General features: G+C 65.8%; 18 protein-coding genes and 1 pseudogene. 8 read left to right on the top strand and 11 right to left on the bottom strand.

The window, feature by feature from the left end:
* The first annotated feature begins 29 nt into the window (after positions 1-29).
* Positions 30-551 (top strand): low molecular weight protein-tyrosine-phosphatase, encoded by a 522-nt coding sequence (locus ON21_RS08255; RefSeq protein WP_051020475.1) that lies wholly within the window; start codon positions 30-32, stop codon positions 549-551.
* Entirely contained in the window at positions 551-1432 is an 882-nt protein-coding gene (locus ON21_RS08250; RefSeq protein WP_039796904.1) for an SURF1 family cytochrome oxidase biogenesis protein, read from the top strand. Before ON21_RS08255 ends, ON21_RS08250 begins: the two co-directional genes overlap by 1 nt.
* A 49-nt stretch (positions 1433-1481) precedes the next feature.
* On the opposite strand, the gene ON21_RS08245 is transcribed toward ON21_RS08250, so the two are convergent.
* The 6 genes from ON21_RS08245 to ON21_RS08215 all read right to left on the bottom strand — a co-directional run bounded on the left by ON21_RS08245 (position 1482) and on the right by ON21_RS08215 (position 10635).
* Positions 1482-1772: a hypothetical protein gene (locus tag ON21_RS08245; RefSeq protein WP_039796903.1), complete on the bottom strand. Its 291-nt coding sequence runs from the start codon at positions 1770-1772 to the stop codon at positions 1482-1484.
* 854 nt (positions 1773-2626) lie between these two features.
* On the bottom strand, positions 2627-4126 hold the full coding sequence (locus ON21_RS36485; RefSeq protein WP_063821031.1) for an aromatic amino acid lyase: 1500 nt from the start codon (positions 4124-4126) through the stop codon (positions 2627-2629).
* Positions 4127-4274: 148 nt separating this feature from the next.
* Positions 4275-6158, bottom strand: coding sequence for a hypothetical protein (locus ON21_RS08235; RefSeq protein ID WP_039796902.1), 1884 nt, complete (start codon positions 6156-6158; stop codon positions 4275-4277).
* Positions 6159-6645: 487 nt separating this feature from the next.
* Complete coding sequence (locus tag ON21_RS08230) at positions 6646-6993, bottom strand: hypothetical protein (protein ID WP_039796901.1); 348 nt, start codon at positions 6991-6993, stop codon at positions 6646-6648.
* Positions 6994-7169: 176 nt separating this feature from the next.
* On the bottom strand, positions 7170-8849 hold the full coding sequence (locus ON21_RS38270) for a hypothetical protein (RefSeq protein WP_157170758.1): 1680 nt from the start codon (positions 8847-8849) through the stop codon (positions 7170-7172).
* Between the two features lie 835 nt (positions 8850-9684).
* The gene (locus ON21_RS08215; protein ID WP_063821030.1) at positions 9685-10635 is read right to left on the bottom strand and encodes a helix-turn-helix transcriptional regulator; all 951 of its coding nucleotides are present in this window, start codon (positions 10633-10635) and stop codon (positions 9685-9687) included.
* Between the two features lie 183 nt (positions 10636-10818).
* Between ON21_RS08215 and ON21_RS38265 the strand changes: the two genes are divergently transcribed.
* The 3 genes from ON21_RS38265 (at position 10819) to ON21_RS08200 (ending at position 14154) form a co-directional block, all read left to right on the top strand.
* Positions 10819-11082: a hypothetical protein gene (locus ON21_RS38265; protein ID WP_157170757.1), complete on the top strand. Its 264-nt coding sequence runs from the start codon at positions 10819-10821 to the stop codon at positions 11080-11082.
* A gap of 880 nt (positions 11083-11962) precedes the next feature.
* Positions 11963-12958 carry a polyprenyl synthetase family protein gene (locus ON21_RS08205; RefSeq protein WP_051020468.1) on the top strand — a complete coding sequence of 332 codons (996 nt, stop codon included), beginning with the start codon at positions 11963-11965 and terminating at the stop codon, positions 12956-12958.
* Positions 12958-14154 (top strand): lycopene cyclase family protein, encoded by a 1197-nt coding sequence (locus ON21_RS08200; protein ID WP_039796897.1) that lies wholly within the window; start codon positions 12958-12960, stop codon positions 14152-14154. Before ON21_RS08205 ends, ON21_RS08200 begins: the two co-directional genes overlap by 1 nt.
* Positions 14155-14382: 228 nt before the next feature.
* On the opposite strand, the gene ON21_RS08195 is transcribed toward ON21_RS08200, so the two are convergent.
* From ON21_RS08195 to ON21_RS08185, 3 genes and pseudogenes are all read right to left on the bottom strand, one after another.
* A complete protein-coding gene (locus ON21_RS08195) occupies positions 14383-15342 on the bottom strand; it encodes a helix-turn-helix transcriptional regulator (protein WP_039796895.1) in 960 nt (319 codons plus the stop codon).
* Between the two features lie 476 nt (positions 15343-15818).
* Positions 15819-16407: pseudogene (locus tag ON21_RS39925) on the bottom strand (MmyB family transcriptional regulator).
* Positions 16408-16641: 234 nt separating this feature from the next.
* Positions 16642-17607, bottom strand: a complete 966-nt coding sequence (locus tag ON21_RS08185) for a cobalamin biosynthesis protein (protein ID WP_051020465.1) — start codon at positions 17605-17607, stop codon at positions 16642-16644.
* A gap of 137 nt (positions 17608-17744) precedes the next feature.
* On the opposite strand from ON21_RS08185, the gene sigJ reads away from it, so the two are divergent.
* Positions 17745-18695: an RNA polymerase sigma factor SigJ gene (gene sigJ / locus ON21_RS08180; RefSeq protein WP_039796894.1), complete on the top strand. Its 951-nt coding sequence runs from the start codon at positions 17745-17747 to the stop codon at positions 18693-18695.
* Here the strand turns inward: sigJ and ald are convergent, their stop codons facing one another.
* The gene (ald, locus tag ON21_RS08175) at positions 18696-19805 is read right to left on the bottom strand and encodes an alanine dehydrogenase (RefSeq protein ID WP_039796939.1); all 1110 of its coding nucleotides are present in this window, start codon (positions 19803-19805) and stop codon (positions 18696-18698) included.
* Between the two features lie 130 nt (positions 19806-19935).
* On the bottom strand, positions 19936-20703 hold the full coding sequence (locus tag ON21_RS08170; protein WP_083880470.1) for an MBL fold metallo-hydrolase: 768 nt from the start codon (positions 20701-20703) through the stop codon (positions 19936-19938).
* A gap of 71 nt (positions 20704-20774) precedes the next feature.
* On the opposite strand from ON21_RS08170, the gene ON21_RS08165 reads away from it, so the two are divergent.
* Positions 20775-21722: a GlxA family transcriptional regulator gene (locus ON21_RS08165; RefSeq protein WP_039796893.1), complete on the top strand. Its 948-nt coding sequence runs from the start codon at positions 20775-20777 to the stop codon at positions 21720-21722.
* Positions 21723-21774: 52 nt separating this feature from the next.
* On the top strand, positions 21775-22264 hold a 490-nt coding region (locus tag ON21_RS08160; protein WP_039796892.1), incomplete at its 3' end, for a gamma carbonic anhydrase family protein.

Below are 22264 nucleotides of genomic sequence, written 5' to 3'. Positions count from 1 at the left end.
GTGGCGCTCGCGCGGCCGGACCGGCCAGAATGGCAGGCGTGGGCCAGCTGCACGTCTCGTTCGTCTGTACCGGCAACATCTGCCGCTCTCCGATGGCGGAGAAGATCTTCGCCTCGCACCTCTACCGGGCCGGGTTGGCCAACCGGGTGCGGGTGAGCAGCGCGGGCACCGGTTCCTGGCACGTGGGCGACGACGCGGACCCGCGCACCAGCGCCACCCTGCGCAAATACGGCTACCCGACCGGGCACGTCGCCGCCGTGTTCGGCGCCGAGCACAGCGACGCCGACCTGGTGATCGCCTTGGACCGCTCCCACCAGCGGGACTTGGCCCGCCTCGGCGTCCCGGCCGAGCGGACGCGGTTGCTGCGCGCCTTCGACCCGGATGCCGACGGTCAGGACGTGGCCGACCCCTACTACGGCGACGCGGCGGACTTCGAACTCGTGCGCGCCCAGATCGAGGCCGCCGTCCCCGGCCTGCTCGACTGGGTGCGCGACGAACTGGCCGCCGCCGAACCGCCCGACCCGCGCCTCGTCGCCGACGAGCGACCGTGATGCGCAGGCTCGCCTTCCTGTTGCGCCCCAGCTGGCTGATCCTGGCGGTGCTGGTCGCCGCGTTCGCCTACCTGTGCTTCACCGTGCTCGCGCCGTGGCAGCTCGGCAAGAACACCGCGACCTCGCACCGCAACCAGTTGATCGCCGATTCGGTGAAGGCCGAGCCCGTCGACGTCGGCACCGTGCTCGCCGGCGCGGGGAGCGAGCACACCGAGTGGCGGCGGGTCACCGCTTCCGGCAGTTATGTGCCGGACTCGACGGTGCTGGTGCGGCTGCGCCACCTCGACGGCGCCCCGGGATACGCGGTGCTCACGACCTTCCGCTTGGACGACGGACGCGTGCTGCTCGTCGACCGCGGGCTCGTGTCCGCGGTGGACGGGACGCGCCCGCCGCAGATCCCCGAGCCCCCGGCCGGGCCGCAGCGCATCGAGGCGAGGGTCCGGATGTCCGAGGGCGTCACGCCCGGCAAGGACCCGAGCGTCCAGGACGGCTATCGCCAGGTGTACTCCATCGACACCACACAGGAGACGGCAGTCCTGCGACAGTCGCTGACTCCCGTGCCCACCGGGGGCGAGCGCGGCGGCTACCTGCAGTTGAGCGAGAACCAGCCGGGCGCGTTCACTCCCACGCCGCTCCCCCAACTCGATGCGGGCCCCTACCTGTCCTACGGCCTGCAATGGCTGGCATTCGGCATCATGGCCCCCCTCGGCCTCGGCTATTTCATCTACGCCGAGATCCGGGAGAGGCGGAAGGAAAAAGCGTCGCCCGCGACAACTCCTGCTGAAGTGGCTTTGCCCGGACCGAACTCTGTGCCTCAGCCGAGCCCACCCACTGCGCCAACCACCGAGGCCCGCCTCGCCGACCGCTACGGCCGCGACTGACTCTGGTCTGCTCGCGAGCGAGCGGATCCCGCAGAGCCTCCTGGTGGAACTACAGCCGTTCGCGAGCAGAGATCCCTTTCTCGAGTTCGGCCACGTTCGGGTTCGGCTGGTCCAGACGGCGATGGTTGATATGTAGGTACGGGGCCCCGCCAGGGATCGGGCCGTCCACATGGGCCTGCAATGTTTCGATCCATTGCTTGTTGGGGCTATTGATGTAGCCTCTGCCGAGCGCGGCCAGGTCATCCGAAATCCGGACACCGCCGGGATAGTCGCCCCCATACCAGGCCGCGGCGAACACCCCGAGCGGGGACATCGAGTTGTTCGCATTCGCGTTACCCATTCCCAGTGCCCTCCCGCCGCCTCCGATACCACGGTGCGAGCATTATCAACACCAGCGATGAAAGCGGGGACAGGAACATGACCACCAAACCGGAGCCGACCTGTCCCCAGGTCGTTTCGGAAGCCCTCTCATAAGCAGCCGAGTCGCCGCAGTCACGCATTGCTTCCCCGACATCCTCGCCCGAAAGAACCGCGGTCGACCAGGCATCACGGCAAGCCGGCGACCGATCGACGACATGACCCTAGCTCCACACCTGCAGCGGATGCCGCAGGAGCAGGAGACCGTCCGGAGCCAGCACTTCCGCCAGAGGCTCCGCAAGAATACCGGCCCAACGCTGCCACCAACAGCATGAAACATATCTGCGACACAGCTCGAGCAAAATAGCCCCACGCAACGAACAGTGCAACAATAAAAGAGCCTATCGCTGCGGAAGTGAAAACCACCGGCGCCGTGGCGATCTGACCGGTAAGACTGTCCGCGACACCGGTCAAGGCGCGATGAAAAGGGTCCAGCCATTCACAGCCCGCCGAAAATCCCACGAACTTGCACGCGGGAACCTGCAAGCACAACCAGATTTGCCAGCAACGCAACGACGGCAATCGAGATCCAGACCACCCGACGCCGATGCCGACCGGAAGTGATCCATCGGAAGCAGCGTCCTGTAACGGCACTCGGCTGCCACCGCTCCGGATCCCAGAACTCCTCCGGCTCCAGTATCGATAAGGGCCTACGCCCGCCCCGAAGGTCTCTCGCCGTCTGGACGATCGTCCGACCACATCCTCTCCGCGGCACAGCGGCGATGGACCGCCGAAACCGACCTCGCCGTATCCAGATCGCCATCGCCGCACGCGTCCTTATATGCCGGCCGACGCCGCCGGGCTCACCGGCGCTTCGGCGTCGAGAAGGTGTGCGGCGGTGTGGATATCGTCGAGCAGGGGTCGATGGGGGTCGCGCGGGGGTATGCGCTCGATGAGCTGGTAGAGGATCGCTGTGCACGCAGGCGCTGTCGGTCGCCGACCGCTGATATGCACTGCTTGTCGGAGGGTCACCGCGAGCATTCCGTGCAGCAGGCGTAGCGACGCGGCGTGATCGAGTGCGCTCAGCCAAGCGTGGACGTCGAACGGGCTGGCATCTGGCTCGTGTGTGTTGCTCGAGGACCTGTGCGGAGGCCCGGTGACCGCGCGGCGTAGTGCCGCGGTAGTTGATGTGGCCAGCGTTTTCAGCTCGACCACTCGGTGCTGTTGTTCGGGTGTCGCTGCTGGTTGGGACAGCGAGTTGTCGGCACGGTGCTCGATCAACAGGTCGAGCTGCAGTTGGGCCAGGCTGCCCAGCATCGCGGTGCTGGAGTTGAGTAGATCGGTAACGGGGACTACCTGCTGTCCGCGTACGGGACCGTCGTGAACTGTTTCAGGCCGCCCGGGCAAGCGCATCGGGTTGTGGCCGACATCGTTGAGATCGTCGTCGACGACAGCACTGGCCGCGCGGATTGTTTCACCGGCCGCACCCAACAGGTCCGGCGAACAGCACAAGGCGTACGGCATCGGCGAAGGGCCGATTTCGGTTGGCGATGCGCCGGCGAGCAGGTCGCGCATGCGCAGGATCACCGCGGCGACCTGCGGATGGCCGGACAGGCCGAGCATCTCGGGTGCCGGGAAGTCCCGGCTGTAGCCGAGGACATCCAGCAACAATGCGGTGAGACTCACCGCGATCGAGTGCGATCGACGAACCGATGCCAGCGAGAGTGCGGCCGCCGCCACCGTTAACGAGGTTCCGCCTACCAGAAGGTATTCGTCCCGCACATCGAATTTCGCCGCGGTCAGACCCACCGCGTGTAACGCTTCGGCCGCAGGCATCCTCTTACCACCGACGAAGGCGTGCCCTTCCCCGCGCAAGGCGCGAACAATGTGAGTGAATGAAAAGCGGTCGTAGTCGGCGCCGAGCAGCCCCGCTCTCGGCATCGGGACCGCTGGCGCAAAGCCGGTGCCCAGCATCGCTGTCAGCGCGGACAAGGCCCCAATTGATGCGCCCGAGTCCGCGTCGGCAAGAGTCCACAGGCGGGCCAGTACCGCTGCGCGCACAACATTCGCGGGCAAGTCGTCGTGATGCCCGACGATGCGGTGGGATGCGTGCTCACCCTGGGCAGCGGCAGCAGCCCAGCGATCGATGACAGCGCCCTGATCACCGCGCACCTCGACCGCTTGCTTCCCCAGGACCGACCGAGATTGCGCAACCCACGAACGGGCGGTGTCCGGCATTCGAACATCGATGGGAACTTCGGCCTTCGCCAGAATTTCGGGTGTCAGTCGCCCGGATATCCGGATGGCTGCTGAATCGGTGAACCGTTCCTCGAGCATCGGTGATCAGATCCTTCACTTCGAACGCTGCGGCTGGACGCAGTAGATGTGTCGGGGTCGAGCGTTGGCAAAGAAAACGGCCCCATACGAATTCGGATAAATCGGCAACACCGTGCGCACGGATACCACCAGGTTGGAACAGGACGGACTAGCGGATGACAGGTGGTGTAACCAGGGGCGGCGGCTGCGCCGTAGCCGCAACCTGGGGTGCAGCCGTCTGGACTGGTTCGACGGGGGCGCTGTGGATATCGATACCGCTGGGGCGAAAGTAACCTTCAAAATCTCCGTAGGCACCATGGTTGTCGGCTTGCGGGTTGTGCGGATCGAGCGGGACGAGCTGCCCGCTTGTGATGTAGTGCAGCCCGTTGTCGGTGACCACGACCAGTGCGGTGCGATTGGTCCACTGCACCACATCTCCCGTCCGCAGCTCCGAGGACCCGATCCGCTGGTTCGCCGTATCGACCATCGACCACGGATGCCCAGGGGTAGGCGCCGCGGTCGTACCCATATACGCGGCTCGGGCATCGCTGCCGTTCGGGTTGCTCAACTCCTTCTGAACCGCCTGTGCCACAACCGACGGCACCTTCTGGGTCGAACCGTCCGGCAGTACCAGATCCACCATCGAACCCGGCACGACCACCGGCGGTATTCCCGGGTCGAGCGCCGTGACAACAGGCATGATGTCCGTTGCGGCCGGATCACCAGCGTCTGGCGCCCGCGCGGCTTCCGGCGGGCGCCGGTCGCGCAGATCCTGCCGAGAGTCGTCCGAACCAGAGCTGGCACCGTCCTGTCGGTTGTTGCGCAGCAACGCCTGCGACAATGTCAGCAGCATCAATGGCATCGCCCGTGCCCACGGATCACCACCGGAGCTGCCCGTAACCCCTTGCCCGGCAATGACGTGGGCGTTCGCTCCATCCGCGACAGCACTGACCGGCGAGTCCGGCCCGGTTACACCGCCTCCGCCCCGTACCGCCGGCGATAGATCCGGCTCCATGACCGAATCGCCGGTGTCATCCAGAAGGCCCTCGAAATCGCCAGTGCCGTCGACATCGTCGTAAAGGTCGACGAAGTCGTCGTCGGCCGCCCGTTCGCCGGAATCGTCACCGAAGTAGTCGTCATAGTCTCCGGATGCCGCAGCGGCCTGAGCAGCAGCGGCGGCTGACTCAGCGTCCCTCGCGGCGGCCTCAGCGCCTCCCGCGGCGGCCTCAGCAGCAGAGTCAGCCTCAGCGGCTTCATGCTCAGGGGATCGACCGTCGATCTCCTCGCGTTGTCGTTCAACTTCGGACGATACGTCCTGGATCAGGTTCTCGACCTCGGTGACGGCCTCGAAGAGGACGTCCAAAACCTCCAGCTTCCTAGCGCGCGTCATCTCATTGAAATAGCTGTCCCCCGGACCGATCATTTCTTGGTCGGCAGCCTGCAGAGTCTCATTCAAATCATCGACGACGGCCTCGATACGACGCCTGGCTTCCCGCACCAGGGGCGAAATTTCTTCTCTTGGAATTATCTCCACATCATGGTTTCTGTTCCGCAAATCGGATTGCACATCTTCCAAGTCATCGACGTTGGCCCTGTAGTTGGTGAACATTTCGGATGTCGTGGCGTCCCCCGGGTCAACCAAGCCGTTGCTCGTCAACAATTCCGCAAGGTCGACCGCCTCGTAATCTCCGGAACCCAGCAGGTCGACCGAAGTCTGCATCCACTGCTCAATGGTGTCGATTATCGCGTCCATCGCATCCCGGCCTGGGTAATCTCCCTCTGGATGATGAAGTTCTACGGAAAAATCCCGCCCTGCCCCATGGGTCGGGCTGTCCGGATCCTGACGGTACTCAGCCGCGTTGGCGCCTCCGGTATACGGCGCGATACTTCCCATTCCACTCTGTGCTGCAGCGATTTCCCGCCGACGCAGTTCGGATGCATCCTGATCCTCGCCGCTCCGACGCGCCGCGTCTGCCTCATAGGCGTCGGCATACCACGACGGCGGCGGCTGAGAGTCGATCGCCGGGACGGTATAGGTGTCGTCGTCGCTCATTCGGCCATCGAGCCTTCGGACGTTCGGCACGAGTTTTCATCACTCGATTCGTTGGTGACTCGAATCCCGAGGTTCATACTCGAACTCCCCTGAGCGGAAACACTCGACGGAACATTCCTCTCCCGCACACGCCACGACCTGCCATAAATAGTGTTCAGCTGTTCCGAATATGTCCGATCGGCCGGTTTGCCTTCCCTGACTTCAGCTATTTCGAATGATGGTAGGCCGCAAGCGCATGGCCGCGGTTGCACCAATACGCTCGTCTGTTGTTCCCCAGCGCGTGATTCACAGCATCAGGCGGAATCACAGCAAGACGCAGAGCCGGCTCGCACGACGACCCTCGCCGACACGCACGACAGCATGTCGTCCCCGGCCGTGTGGAAAGTTCCGTTGGCGTTACCGCCGAGTGTGCGCGAAAACGGTGAACTTCTAGAAACCGCCCCAGATGTCAGTGTGGGTTTCGGCCCAGGCAAAAACCGGCACGCCGTCACCAGTCCCATTCCGCACCGACAACCGAGCGACCCGACCCGCTCTTCGCAGCCCCGGCGGAGTCGGCGAAGCCGATTGGAGGTGCGGGCCAGGGCACCGTCGTGGCTGCCGCGGCGCCGACCGGGTCGCGGTCCGGGCCGTGGTGGCCGAACGCCGCGCGCCGCCGGTTCAGGTCCTGGTCGGCGAGACGACGAGTCTCGGCTTGCCGTGCGATCAGCGGCAGCGCCGCCCCCAGCGGCGAGTCCGAATCCGGTCCTGTGGACGGCCCCGGATCAGGCGCAACAGCGCCCGCGTCTCCAGCGAAACGATCGCGCTCCCGCGCACCGGGACCGTGGCCGATCGGCATTGCCGCATTTACCCGACCGACCGCGTTGCTTCCAGCACGCTGCGCCTGATCAGGCCTCGCCCTACTTGCTCGTGTCACTGGTTCCACCTTCTTGTTCGTCGCGGAGCGGATCCGATTCCGGGGACCCGCACCACTTCTCGTGTTCTCCGAAATCGACCAGCTCTGATCCGCGAGCTTTATATGGCGGGCGCAGCGGCTACCGGCGTCGCGGGTACGGCGGATGGATCCCCGAGCGAGGGGGCAGGCGCGGCCGTGTCCGACCCGGGAGCGGTGATCTCGATGCCACGCGGGTGCCAGAAGCCGGTGAAACTCCCGAAATCGCCTTGACCGTCGCTCATCTCGTGTATCGACTCACTTACCAATGGCCGCATTCGACCGTCGACGATGGTCCGGAGCTCCTCGCCGCCGTCTGGGCCGCGCGCGATGACCAGCGCCGTGCGGTGCTCCCACACGGCGACATCGCCGGTCACCAACTCGTACGGATCGACCCGAATTCCGATCTGCTTGTCGTCCGACCATTTCGCCGGCGTTTTCGCGTACGCGGCTTTCGCGTCGGTGCCACTCGTGTTGCCGAATGCCGCGTCCAGGGCTTGTGCGACGATCTCGGACACCTGCTGGGTGTCTCCATCCGGGAACGTGTACTCGACGACGTCTCCGTTGCGGGCTGTTGTCCGCGTGGGCTGCCCGTTGGCGGCTGGAGGTGGTGTAGGGCCGATGGGTGAGCCTGGCTGGGGATTCTGGCTGGGGGCAGCGCTGGCCGCGGGCTGGTTCCCGACCGCGGGCTGGCCCCCAGGCGAAGGCCCGGGCGGTGGCTGCGCCGTGACCAGCGGTGGTATGACTTGTTCGTGGTCACGAGGGAGACCATCCAGATCCGGCTCGTTGCGCAGGCCGGGTTGCATGCTGTTGGCCAGGGTCCCCAGCATCATCGCCTCTGCCGGGCCGAATCCGGAAGCTGGTTCCGAAACGGGGTCAGCTGGCGTCGGCGGCGAGACGCTGCCGGACTCCGGCTGATCTGGGTAGATCTCGCTCGGGTCTCGAGGTGCGCCCACATCGTTAGATGCACCCGGATTCTGCGACGGTCCGGCATCCTCTGGCAGCAGTCCGGCATCCCCTGGCAGCAGTCCAGAATCGCCCGGCAGCAGTCCAGAATCGCCCGGCAGCAGTCCAGAATCGCCCGGCAGCAGTCCAGAATCGCCCGGCAGCAGTCCAGAATCCCATGGCGGCAGCCCAGAATCCCCAGGCGACCCGAGATCCTCCAGATTGGCGAGTTCTTCCTGTACCGCTGCCAGAGCGGCTTCTTGTTCCTCCTGTCGCTGCGCTAGTTCTTCTCTCAGTGCCTCCAGCTCATCAGTCCGCTCGTCGATGTCGTTGGCGGCATCTTCCTGCGCTTCTGCCATACTGGCAATAATCACTTCGGCACGATTGACAGCCTCTCCCGTATAGCTGAGAATGTGGTCGTCCTGACTCATGCCGGGCGCGGGGATGGTCGGAGCATTGTAGTTGATATAGTTAACGGCGTCGTTGATACCGTGCTGCGCTTGCTCGGACTGCGTCCGAATTTCGCGAGTTTTCGGCAGAATATTCATACTCGATTCATAGAGGCGAGTCCAATATTCGTCGAGTCCCAAAGCCGTTTCCACATAGTTGTCGATGTTCGCCAGATCGGCGCCGCTGACTTGCAGCACTGGGCCCGGTCGCGGAGGGTCGGCGCGGTCACCGACCCCGAAACTGTCGTAGAATTGACGAAATTTTTGCGGTAAACTCAGGTATAACTCTTCCACCGCTGGGAGGAACCTGTATTCATTCGGATACTCTCCTTCCGACATGTCCGGCATCAACATGTTATCCATCGCCATCGAGACCTCCGGTTACGAACCGTTGCCGATGTACTTACATGGAAGTCCGCCACCGGGCGGCTCACCAGATCGCCGAAACCCTGCCGAACTGCTGCCGTAGACAAGGTTCGCCAGCGCGGCAGATCCACCGGCCGCCAAAGCCCCTCTAGTCATGTGCGGCATCGCATCCCGAGCGGCCTGCAGATGCGTACGAAAAGTCCCCTTACCGAGGCCGATCAAGTTATTTGCACTATTTAGCGTATTTCGTGCAGCGCTTCCGAGCAGGCCACCGGGGGCTCCACGGACAGCGCCTCCCAAAAGACCTCCTCCAACCGCCCCCGACAACCCATTTACCACACCATTTTTAAGCCCTGAATGGACCGCCTCTTGGAAACCACCGCCCTGGATCATTGTCTCGGTACCCGCCCAGATGCCTCCTGCTGCACCCCCTACTAGCGCGGCGCCGACCGGGCCGGCGACGGCGAACCCTACTGTACCGGCGGTAAAGGTAACTGCCTCCTCGAGGACATCTTCTATATCGAAACCGAACACGGGCGGAATCCTTCTCTCAAAATCAGCGACCATCTCAAATATTAGGCCGCAATGCACAGTTACCGTTGCATCAGCACGCACCGCTTCTTGTCATCCAGCGTATGAATCACACCGCCCAGGGGCGAATCGCCGCACCCATAAAATGGCCACAAGTGACTTGCGCATGAGGCCGAGATCGCCCATCCCATTGCTGCGAGCCACAATCGCAGAACTCGCGTCGCCGCCTTCGACACTTTCGAGTAACGTGATAGCCGAGCGTTCACAGAACAGACGACGCGGTTCCCGTCGTTGGCATGGCGAGCGTTCAACGTCGCCGGAAATCACTCGGAGGGTGGCCGAATTGTTCGCGGAATGCATTGCTGAATGCACTCACCGACGAGAATCCGAGTTGGTATGCCAGCTGAGTGATGGTGTAGTCTCGGTAAACCGGACTTTGCAGGCGTTCTTTCGCCAGACGGAGGCGTTCCTCTTTGATCAGCTGGCGCGGCGTCGTCCCGGTTTGTTGCAGGGCCAGCTGGATCTGGCGCAGCGACCAACCGAGCGCGCCGGCGATAGCGCGGCCGTCGAGCGTCGGGTCGGCGGCGTGCCGGCGAACGTAACGGCGAACCATCGCCGCGACCTCGGAGAGATGGGAAGGGGCCGTCGGCCGATCATCACCCACGGCCAGCATGCACAACAGCTCGACGAGGGTCTCGCATACGGCGTCGAAATGAGCTTGGGTAAGGGTCTCGCGCTCCTGGAAGAGTGCGCGAGAAAGGTCGCCGACCACCCGTCCCAAACCGACGGTGAAATCTATTCGGACGATCTGCGGGGGCGTGGGACCCAGCCTCCGTTCGATGTCCCGGTACGGAACTGTGAAGGCGAAGCCGGCCATTCCTGGTTGCGGTGACATCTTGAACGGTTCGGCGACCGTGGTCAGCAGGGCGGTATTGGGTTCGAGGCACGCGTGGCTTTCTCGAACTTGCAAGTGCAGCTGGCCACTGTCGGAGAACAGGAAACGATAGTCCGGATCCGCGGCAACACGGATATCCCGATCGGTGCGGGCGTACACTATCGCATCCGTTTTCCACCCTGTCAATTGATAGTTGGAGGAGCGCTGCCGAACGATCGAGCCGCGAAAGTCGTCGCGGTGGCGGAAACCATAGCTCATACGCCCCTGATAGGCATCGATCGTTGCGGCCCAATAGTCGGCTCCCTGGCCGGGCTCCACTTCCCGAGTATCTGCCGAGTCGATGATGTAGGACGCGGACGTCACGTCTGATCAGCTCCTGTTGCACTCGTGCGATATTCGCGAGACTTTATGGAGTCCTGCAGGACCGGGCAAGACGGCCACCCATTTTCTGCGTGTAGCAATAAAGCATGTGCGCGTTGTTGCAAGGGAACCCGCCGCCCTGGGGCAGCGGCCACGGCTCGGCAACGCGGGCCCGGTGTCGCCGGCGTGACCAGTCCGAATGTGGTCGGCGGGATCGAGTCGGCACGAAGGCGACGAGCGGACTGGAATGATGGCGGGCAGTGCGGTGATGTCGTCGACATACCGTCTCCGCTCGGGGAGGATGCGGACGCGCAGTTCTGGCTCGCCGGCGACGAGGCGTTCATGCCTGCGGTACGCATCGGGCTTCTCGGCCAGAGAGGCGACGAATCCGACCACCAGTACACGAGCCGACCTGTTGCGCCGCTTCTCCAAGCACTACGCCACCGGTGATCCGATCCCCTCCGAACTGATAGCGAAGATAGAGGCCGCCCACCGCTTCAGGCAGGGCCATTTCCTCACCGTAGCTATCGCACTAGAGGACCAAGCATGGCATGGGCTGACGCCCGAGCAGGTTCCGATGCCCGGACCGGGTGAGCACGCGGCAACGGTGGTGCAACGGTTCGTAGACGACGTGATGGCCGCGCACGGAACATTCTTCGCCCGTATCGAACTCCCATGGAAGCCGCCCGACCTGGAACCTGCTGGAGTGGGAGAACAGCTCGACACCACGATCGGTGCCCGGGCGTCGGTGGGGTCGACAATGTACGTCCCGATTCTCACTTCCGCCCCGCTACTGGTCCGCTCTTGTCAAATGGAGCCGAACTCTAGAGGGTTTTAAGATGCTCCGATTTGTTGACCCGCGACAAGGACATCGGGTACGCAGAATCTGCGCACGATCGAAATAGGTCTGCGCGCCTATGCAAGAACGCCCGTCCAGTCGGCCTTATCATTTTCAATACCAAGCATTCGGCGCCGGACGTCACCGAAATGGACCAGTCGGTCTGAACAACCGTAAGCCTTTGATTCGTGCCAAAGCGCGCACAGTGGCTGCAGACGAAGTTCATCTCGCGACCCTGGCAGATGCGCACTGGGGCGCGCTCGGGGCCGGACAGCGAGACGGGGTGATAGGCGGATACGCAAATGAGCGACGGGCAGAAGGGGCTGAGTGTGGGTCCACGGGTCCTATGCGCTTCGGCAGATCGATATGGACAGGCTGCGGGCTATGTCCGCGAGTGGTCGGAGCCACCATCCGACTGGCCCGTGCAAGCCTGGCAGGTGGCAGGTGGCAGGTGGCAGGTGTGGATGTGATCGACATAAAGGCAGGGAAATAATGGGTTCGGCTGCGGGTGCGATGTTCTCTGGATTCGATCTCGATGATTCCGAGTTCGCCAATGCGGTGTATAGCACTCTGGAGGAGGTCGACGAACGATTGGCGCGTGAGCTGGCGTATCTGGAGATCTCCTTGGGTTGGCCCGCGCTGGTGCAATACCAAGGCCGCGGCATACGGATTCTTCCGCTGCTGACCATCCTGACCGGGCAGATGGGTCCATGTCCGGCCAGCCCGGCGCTCACCACCGCGGCCACGGCTGTCGAGCTAGTCCATCTCGCCACGGTGTGTCACGGCAATGTGCAGGACGAGACATCTGTGCGGCGCGATCTTTCAGGCATGAATTCCGGCTGGTGCAACAACGTTGTCATCCTGGCCGGTGACTATCTGTCTGCGTGCGCCTCCCGGCTGGTGTCGACGCTCGGGCCGGAGGCGGCGCGAATCATCGCGGAAACGTTTGCCAGCGTGGTGACAGGGCAGGTGCGCGAGAAACTCGCCGTGCAGCCCACCGAGGATCCGGTCGAGCGCTGGCTGCAGTTGGCGCGGGAGAGGGCAGGATCGTTGCTCGGCGCGTCCGCCCGCTTCGGTGGCTTGTGCTCCGGAATGGATCCTCACCATGTCGAGCGGCTGGCCAGGTTCGGCACCACTCTCGGCACCGCATTGCAGATCTCTGACAACCTGGTCTCGGACACGCAGCGGAACAGGAGCTCCGACGTCGGTTCCGGCTCTGCATGCTCTACCGATGCCGCTCGCCGCCGCCAGGCGAAGTGCACTGCGGATGGTGGGACACAGGCCATGTCGGCCGGACCGATGGCCGCGGCGGGAGAGGTGCCGCAACCGTTGCCGCACCTTGACAGTGTGGTGCTGGCGAAGGAGATGCTGCGCGGCTACACCGATCTCGCGGAGGCCGAACTGTTCGCGCTGCCTGACGGCCCCGCCAACGATGCTCTGCAGCGATTTGTGCGCCACCTTGCCGACCGCGTCGTATTGGCCCGATAGTGGTTGCCAAGCGGTCCCAGGGATCCGGGAATATCGATGTGTGTGTGGTAGGACTCGGCCCGGCCGGCAGGGCTCTTGCCCACCGGGCGGAACAGGCCGGGCTCAGGGTCACCGCGGTGGACCGACGTCCGGACCGGTTGTGGTCGCCCACCTACGCCTGCTGGGTCGACGAGCTGCCGGAATGGCTACCCGACACAGTGATCGCCACCACGGTACTGAAACCGGCCGCCTGGACCAGGGTGCTGCACCATATCGACAGGCCTTACTGCGTTCTGTCCAAACCCGGACTGCGCGCGGCTCTGCCGCTCGACGATGCCACTGTCATCACCGGCCGCGCAGTACGGGTCGAGCCGCATCGAGTGGAGTTGGCCGATCGAACGGTCATCACTGCCTCGAAAGTCTTCGACGCTCGTGGACCGGCCGCCACTGGCCGCCGCCGCACGGCCAGTGCGTATGGCGTCTTCGTCGGTGCCGATACCGCTGCGCCGATGATCGCCGGCGGCGACGGGTTGCTGATGGACTGGCGTGAGGGCAACCGAGCTGTGCCCGACAGCCCACCCTCGTTTCTCTACGCGATGCCAGTCGGTGACGGCACAGTGATTTTCGAGGAAACCAGCCTCGGTCTACTCGGAGGTATGCCGCAACACGAGCTCCGTCGGCGATTGCTGAATCGGCTCGCCGCACACGGCATACGGCTCACCGGCACCGAGCAGCACGAGGCCGCCCACTATCCGCTGGACCAGAGGCCACCCAAGAAGGGTCTCGCACAGATAATTCCGTACGGTTCCCGCGGCGGCATGATGAACCCCAGTACCGGATACAGCGTGGCCGATTCACTCGCCCGGGCCGACACCGCCGTCACCGCGCTGTTGCAGGGCGATGACCCCATCGCCCGACTATGGCCGTCGCGGGCCAGACTGGTGCACTGGCTGCGGATGCGAGGACTGCGGGGACTGGGCAGGCTGACCAGCAAACAGTCGATCGCCGCATTCGACTCCTTCTTCACCGCCTCGCCTCGCGGCCAACGCGCCGTCCTGTCAACCCGTGACGATTACCCTGCGATGTGCGCCGTCCTTGTCGACACCGTGGCTCACACATGGCCGTTCCATTGGCGATTCGACTACATTGGCTGGACCAACCGGAACCGCTGGGTCGATCACCAGTTCGATCTACCCCCGGCATCCGTGGACACCTGACCTGACGGCAACATGTGCGGCGCGAACATCGCAATCCGCCGGGACGCATGGTTGCAGGTCCGCGAAAGCATCCAGTTGCATGCCGATGTCGGCGAGGATGTGGACTTGGCGCCGTGCCTGTCCAAGCGCGGACTGCGGATCGATCAGTTGAGGTCCGAACCGCCTCTTCGGTGAGCGACACCTTGCGGGTTCTGGCTCTTCAAAATGGCAGCCGAATACGCTGTGGCGTCACGGGCATTCGACGTCGCGGGCTTCGCTGGGGCGATGGCCGAAATGTTCTCGGTAGGCGTTGCTGAATGCGCCGACCGAGGAGAAACCCAGTTGGTAGGCAAGCTCGGTGATGGTGATGTGCTGGTATTCGGGGCTTCGAAGGCGCTGGCGGGCAAGATTCAGGCGTTCTGCTTTGATCAGTTGACGCGGCGTCGTTCCGACCTGTTGCAGGACGTGTTGTATTTGACGTAGCGACCAGCCGAGCGCATTGGCGACGGCGTGGCCGTCCAAAGTGGGGTCGGCGGCATGCCGGCGGACATAGCGGCGGATGGTGTCTGCGACCTCCACCAGGTGTGGCTGAGAAGTTGGCCGGTCGTCGCCGAGGATGAGCATGCACAGTAATTCGGTCAGGCCGTCGGCGGCGGTGTCGAACTCGGTTCGGCTGAGGCGATCTCGTTCGTCGAAGACTCCGCAAGCCATTTCTCTGACCACACGGCCCAGTCCTGTGGTGAAGTTCAGTACGGTGGCGGATCTGGGTATCGGACCCAGGCGATGATGGATTACATGGTGCGGGATCCTCATCACCAGGCTCGTGGTTGTCGACGGGTGCCGGAGCTCGAATGGATCGCTGGCCGTGGCCAGCACGGCCGATCCCGGATTCAGATGGGCGTCGCCGGCCTCTGTGATCAACCGCAGGTCGCCTTGTAGAGGGAATACCAATCGACAAGCATCATCGGTGGTAGCGCGAATCTCGCTATGTGTACGCCGGTAACGCGCCTCGTCGGCCTCCCACACCACCAGAGCGTAGTCGGCCGACCGTTGCCGCAGCGCCCTGCCGTGGAAATCAGCGCGATCGTGGTAGTCACATCGGATAAGTCCCTGATAGGCCACGACGCGTTCGGTCCAGTAATCAGCTCGCTCACCGCGAGCCACGTCCCGGGTGTCGGTGGAGTCGACAATGTAAGTCCCAGCTGTCACTGCTATCCGCTCCTGCCGCGCTCTAGTCAAATCGAGGCAGATTCTAAGGGTGCTCGAGTTTGTTGCACTGCGACGGAAATACCGGATACGCAGAATCTGCGCACCGCAGTAACGGACATGCGCGCCTGCGCAAAACCGTCCGGCCGGTCGGCCATATCGTTGACAAATGCCGGCGTATCGCGGCCGGACGGCGAGAGGGTGGTGATGGGTGGATATGCAAATGGGTGAAGAGCTGAGTGTCGACCCCAATGATCTAGGCCTGCCGACTGATCGACGAGACCAGGTCGCGGAGCATGTCCGCGAGTGGGCGCCACCATACGACTGGCTGTGCGCCGTCGAGAAGAATTCAGACCCCATAGCAGCGCCGGTATTACGGGCCATGACAAAGTTCTGTGCGGATAGGTTGGCCATTGCCGAATCCTTGGCACGTGAGTATCGTCAGATGGCAATCCTCCTCCGCGCCTCTGCGGATGCCGCTAAGTCAGCAACAGGAGGCTTCGGCGGCAGGCCCGATGACACGCCGTCTTCGACAATGCTGCCCCACGACGGGAACGGCGCGGAGGCGTCCCCATCGGGTCCGTCATCGTGAGGGTCATCGCGAGGAGTTCGAGTTTGGCCTTGGCGATCGAACCCGGGTCAGCGGTGTAGACGATGACCACCTGGTCTGGTTCACCAGGTTCCTGCAACGACTCGTAGGCGAGCTCGAACTCGCCGGCGAGCGGATGATCGAACTACTTGATGCCGTGCCGTTTCCGGCCGACTGTATGCCGCGCCCACTGCTGGCGGAATTCTTCGCTGCCCGTGGACAGATCGGCGATCAAGGTTGCCAATTCCGGATCATCCGGATAGCGCCCCGCGTCCCGGCGCAGAAACCGCACCGCGTTGCGGACAGCGAGTTCACGATTCGGATAGAGCCGACGGACTTTTTCATCGAGCAGGATCAAGCGCGAGGTTCCGCTCGTGCGGTTCCGGTGTGGCGAAGTCGGTGATCAGGACGGCAGCGAGCGGATTCCAGGCCAGAATGTCCATCCGCCTGCCCAGGATGAATGCCGGGGTGGCGCCCACCGCATGGAGTAACTGCAGCAAACCGGGCCGGACGTCCTGAGCGACCGGGTACGGTCTGCGTTTCCTTTTGCCCCTCCGGGCGAGCTGGGATAAGTGTTCGCGCAGGGGCTATGGATTCTGCGCTACACCGGACCACTTCCCCGACATTGATACCCCGCAGTGCCGACCGCGGTCGCACGTACTCTGCGCCGCCGAACGCAGATTGTATGCCTCGACGCGAAAGCGGATTCACGGTCACCGGGCCGGGCGAGTGAGGAGTAGGCCCTTCCAGAAACCGGATTCAAAAGGCTTGGCGGCGGCGAAGGCGGCGGCAAGGACGGTAGCGGTGAACTGCACGGCTTCGGAGAGGCGCACAGCACGGCGTAGGTCCTCGACCGTGGGGGCGGAGCCGTCGCCGAGCAGTGGACGCATTTCGGTGCCGTGCGGGTACTGGGTGCGCCCGCCCAACCGGACGCCGAGTGCGCCGGCCATCGATGCCTCGACCAGCCCCGCGTTGGGGCTGGGATGCCCGGCGGCGTCGCTGCGCCAAGCCCGCAGTGCCGCCGCGGGTCTTCCACCGACCAGCGGCGCCAGCGCGGCGGTGAGCAGGCCGGTGAGCCGGGCTGGGAGCAGATTGACCACGTCGTCGGTGCGCGCGGCGGCCCAGCCGAAGCGGTGGTAGCGCTCGTTGCGGTAGCCGACCATCGCATCGAGGGTGTTGATCGCGCGATACCCCAGCAATCCCGGCACACCAGCCACGGCCCCCCAGAACACTGGAGCAACGGCCGCATCCGAGGTGTTCTCGGCGATGGATTCGAGCGCAGCGCGCGTGAGGCCGTCCGCGTCGAGAACGTCCGGGTCGCGACCGCACAGCGCAGGCAGCAGCGCGCGAGCGCCGTCCAGATCGCCGGCCGCCAGCCGATCGGCCATGGCCCGACCGGCGTCCGCAAGGCTGTGGCCGCCGAGGACAGTCCAGGTCGCGACCGCGACCGCGATCATCCCGCCACGCCGAGCCGCCGAACCGAGTCCGACCACCGCGCCGACGGCCACCGCCTCGTGCGCCAGCCCGGCCGCGCGCCGGTCGGCATAGGTCACCGACTCCAAAGCCGCCACCGCCGTACCGAATCCGGCCACCGGGTGCCACCGCCGCGGATCGCCGAACGCACGATCGAGCGCGAATCCGAGCAGCAACCCGAGCGCGGTGGAGGTCCCCTTCTGCACCCGGCGACACTATCGGGCGAGCGCAGGCCTGCCGGCACGGCCCGCCCGTGTCACACTCCGCGCCCCTACGTCGTCGACCTGGTGACGCATCCATAGACTCGCCCCCGCAGGGGCCGAACGACGAACGGCGAGCAGACGTGACTTCCGAACAGCCTTCCCCCGAGCCACTCGACCAGGCCGAGCTGGCTCGGCGGTTCGAGGAGCACCGCCCGTATCTGCGCAGGCTGGCCTACAGCACCCTGGGCAGTCTCAGCGACGCCGACGACGTCGTGCAGGAGGCCTGGCTGCGGTTGCAGCGGCAGTACGAGACCGGCGCCGCCGGCGAGATCGACAACCTGCGGGCATGGCTGTCCACCGTCACCGGCAGGCTCGCCCTCGACCACCTCGGCTCCGCCCGCATGCGCCGCGAGCAGTACGTGGGCGAATGGCTGCCGGAGCCGGAGGTGACCAGCTGGGACGATCCCGCCGACCGGATCACCCAGGACGAGCGGGTCACCACCGCGCTGCTGGTCGTGCTCGAGTCGCTCTCGCCTGCCGAACGCACCGCGTTCGTGCTCCAGGACGTCTTCGGCATGAGCGGCCCCGAGGTCGCCGAAGTGGTCGGCCGCACCCCGGCCGCCGTCCGCCAGCTGGCTTCCCGGGCACGCAAACACGTCGAGCAGGGCACCCCGCGCTTCCCCGCGTCCCCCGACGAGCAGAAGAAGGTGGTGTCGGCCTTCGCGCTGGCCTGGCGTTCCGGCGACATCAGTGCCCTGCTCGGCGTCCTCGACACGAACGTCAGCCTCACCGCCGACGGCGGCGGCAAGGTGCCCGCGATCCGGCAGCCCGTGCACGGCGCCGAGCTCGTGGCCAAGTTGCTGCTCGGCTGGTACCAAGTGGCGGGTGGCTGGGGCCGCACCGTGCTGGTCAACGGCCAGCCAGGACTGGTGGTCTTCGACGGCACCCACACGGGCGTTTTCTCCTTCACCGTCGACGACGGTCGCATCGTCGCGATCGACGTGGTCCGCAACCCCGACAAGTTGCGCGACCTGCCCACCACCGGGGAGCCCGACTGGTACCTGGGCGGGAACCGCACCAAGCGGCAGTGATCAGCCCGCGACGCCGAGCGGCCGCGAATACCCGTGCGCGGCGGCGACTTCCGCTGACAGCAGCCGCCCGGCGTCCGCGGTGAGCCCGTGCGCGAGGTCGGGATGCCTCGCGCACGCCTCCTGCCAGCCCAGTTCGGCGATCGCCCGCACGTAGGGCAGGGTCGCGTTGGTGAGCGCGATCGTCGAGGTGTGCGGCACCGCGCCCGGCATGTTGGCGACGCAGTAGAACAGTGCGTCCGCCACCCGGAAGGTCGGATTCGCGTGCGTGGTCGGGTGCGCCGAGGCGAAGCAGCCACCCTGGTCGATGGAGATGTCCACCAGCACCGCGCCGGGGCGCATACCGCCGACGAGTTCGTCGGAGACCAGCTCCGGCGCACGCGCGCCGGGCACCAGCACCGCGCCGATCACCAGATCGGCCGACAGCACCGCGCGCCTGACCTCCGTGGCGTTCGACGCGACGGTGGCGATCCGCCCGTCGAAGCGGGCGTCGAGTGCCCGCAGCCGATCGAGGTTGGTGTCCAGCACGCTGACGCGCGCGCCCATGCCGACCGCGACCGCGGCCGCGTTCGATCCCGCGACGCCGCCGCCGAGCACCACGACCTCCGCCGGGCGCACACCGGGGACGCCGCCGGGCAGCAGTCCGGCGCCACCGAGCGGCGCCATCAGGTGATACGCGCCGACCTGTGCGCCGAGCTTGCCCGCGATCTCGCTCATCGGAGCCAGCAGGGGCAGCGACCCGTCCGCGGCGCGCACCATCTCGTAGGCGATGGCCGTGATGCCCGAGCGCAGCACGGCGTCGGTGCATTCGCGCGACGCGGCCAAGTGCAGAAAGGTGAACAGCACCTGCCCACGGCGCATGCGCGAATACTCCTGCGCGATCGGTTCCTTCACCTTCAACACCAGTTCGGCTTCCCGCCACACCTGGTCGGCGTCGGGGATCAGGCGGGCCCCCACCGCGGCGTAGTCGGCGTCGGGAAAACCCGATCCGACGCCCGCACCCGCCTGCACCAGCACGTCGTGTCCGTGCCCGGCCAGTTCCCCGGCGCCCGCAGGCGTCAGGGCTACCCGGAACTCTTGGTCCTTTACCTCCCGTGGAACTCCGATCCTCATACCGTCATCGTCGCCCCGGGCCGGGGTCGGCGCCACGACCGACGCGCCGAGCGCGCACGGCGACCACCCGGCCGCCGTGCTACCGGCGAGTTTCTCGGCACGTTGTCCAGTTACGCGCGGACGGCCCGTCTCACACGGTGGTGGCGCGTCCCAGCGGCGGTATCCGCAACTGCTCGGCGCGGCCGCCGTAACGGAAGACATGGCCCAGATAGTCGAGCGTCTCGCTGAAGTGCGCCCAGCCTTCGGCGTGGACCGGGACGATCACCGCGTCACCGAGCGCTTCGGCCGCCTGCAGCGCGGTGCGCGCGTTCAGGGTGACGTCGGTGTCGCCGAAGCGGCCGACGTTCGCGGCGCCCACGTTGAGTACGGCGATGTCGATGCGGCCGATCCGCTCGGCGATCTGCCGCACCAGGTCGACGGAGGCGTTGTCCCCCGAGACGTACACCGTCGGCTCGCCTTCGGCGCGCAGCACGAACCCGGTGACGACGCCGCTGAACGGCTCGCAACCCTCGGGACCGTGCAGGGCGGGCACGCCGGTCACCCGCACGCCGTGCACCGTCACCGTCTCCCAGTTCGCCAGCCCGCGCACTCCTTCGATGCGGGTCGCGGCGCCTGGCGTCGACAACACGGTCGGCACCGTGGTGAGCAACTTCCGGCCGGAGTCGTCGAGGTTGTCGGCGTGTTCGTCGTGCGAGAGCAGCACGACGTCCACAGGGCCGACTTCCTCTTGCGACACCGCGGGCCCGATGAGTTTGTGCAGGGTGACGGGCCCGGGGTAATCGCCCGGCTCGTCGAAGGTCGGGTCGGTCAGCCAGGTGCGGCCCGCGTAGCGGAACCGCACCGTGGGACCGCCGATATGCAGAACTTCCAGGCCGTTGCGTTCGATCGTGTCGCTCATGCCGTTGATCTTGTCCCGCCCGTGGGCCCGCGGACAGTGGCCCGTGAGCCGCTTACCGTTAAGATCGGGCCATGCGTACGGTGGCCGTCTTGGCGTTCGACGGGGTCAGCCCCTTCCATCTGTCGGTGCCCAGCCTCGTTTTCGGCCGGATCGGCGTCGAGGGGCCCGCGCCGTATCAGGTGGACGTGTGCGCCGCGCGGCCGGGAACACTGCGCACCCCCGCCGGATTCGACATCCATGTCCGGCACGGACTCGAGACGCTGGCGCGGGCCGACACCGTCGTGATCCCGAGCTGGCGACTCGGCCAACCGCTGTCCGCCGACGTGCGCGCGGCTCTGCGCGCCGCCCACGCGGGCGGCGCCAGGATCGTCGGGCTGTGCCTGGGTTCGTGGGCGGTGGCCGCCAGCGGACTGGCCGACGGACGCGAGGTCACCACCCACTGGGCCTCCGCCGCCGAACTCGCCCGCGCGTTCCCCGCGGTCCGGGTCCGCGCCGACACGCTGTGGTCGGATCTGGGCGACGTGGTGACCTCCGCGGGCGTGGCCGCGGCGCTGGACTGCTGCCTGCATCTGGTCCGCAGCGATCTCGGCAGCAGAGAGGCCACCGAACTGGCCAGGGCGCTGGTCACCGCGCCGCATCGCAGCGGCTCCCAGGCGCAGTACATTCCGGTCGCGGTGCCCGACGCCGCCGACGACGATCCGATCGAACGCGCCATGGTCTGGGCGCGCATGCACCTCGGCGACCCGGTCGACCTGGACAGCTGGGCCCGCGTCGCGCTCATGTCGCGGCGCACCTTCACCCGCCGCTTCCGCGACCGCACCGGCACCAGCCCGCAACAGTGGCTGCTGCTCCAGCGCACCGACCGCGCACGGCTACTGCTGGAATCCACCACCGACACCGTGGAACGCATCGCCGTCGATACCGGCTTCGGCACGGCGGTGAGCCTGCGCCATCACTTCCACCGCATCCTCGGCACCAGCCCCGCCGCCCACCGCACCAGCTTCCAGGGGCAGAACTGATCCAGACGGGCCGTGGGTGAACCGCCCAGCCCAGCCAGCTAAGTTCGTCGCCATGCGGATTCAGCTGGGCGAACATGCGCCGGAGATCGATGAGAGCGCGTGGATCGCGCCGAACGCCACCGTGATCGGCCGCGTGCGGCTCGGCGCCGAGGTCAGCGTCTGGTACAGCGCGGTGCTGCGCGGCGACCTGGAGACCATCGAGGTCGGCGCGCGCAGCAATATCCAGGACGGCTGCGTGCTGCACGCCGATCCGGGCTTCCCGCTGACCGTCGGCGCGGGGGTCTCGGTAGGGCACAACGCGATCCTGCACGGGTGCACGATCGGCGATGACGTGCTGGTCGGCATGGGCGCGACCGTCCTCAACGGCGCCGTGGTCGGGCCGGGCAGCCTGATCGCGGCCAACGCGCTGATCCCGGAAGGCGCGCAGATCCCGCCCGGCTCGCTCGTGGCGGGCGTACCGGGCAAGGTGCGCCGGGAACTCGGCGCCGAGGAGCAAGATCGCATTCGCCTGAATGCGACTGTCTACCTAGCAAATTCAGCCC

Source organism: Nocardia araoensis NBRC 100135, from assembly GCF_000308435.1.
Classification (GTDB): domain Bacteria; phylum Actinomycetota; class Actinomycetes; order Mycobacteriales; family Mycobacteriaceae; genus Nocardia; species Nocardia araoensis.
The sequence above is the reverse complement of the archived record's forward strand: the minus strand, read 5'-3'. Positions and strand labels throughout refer to the sequence as shown.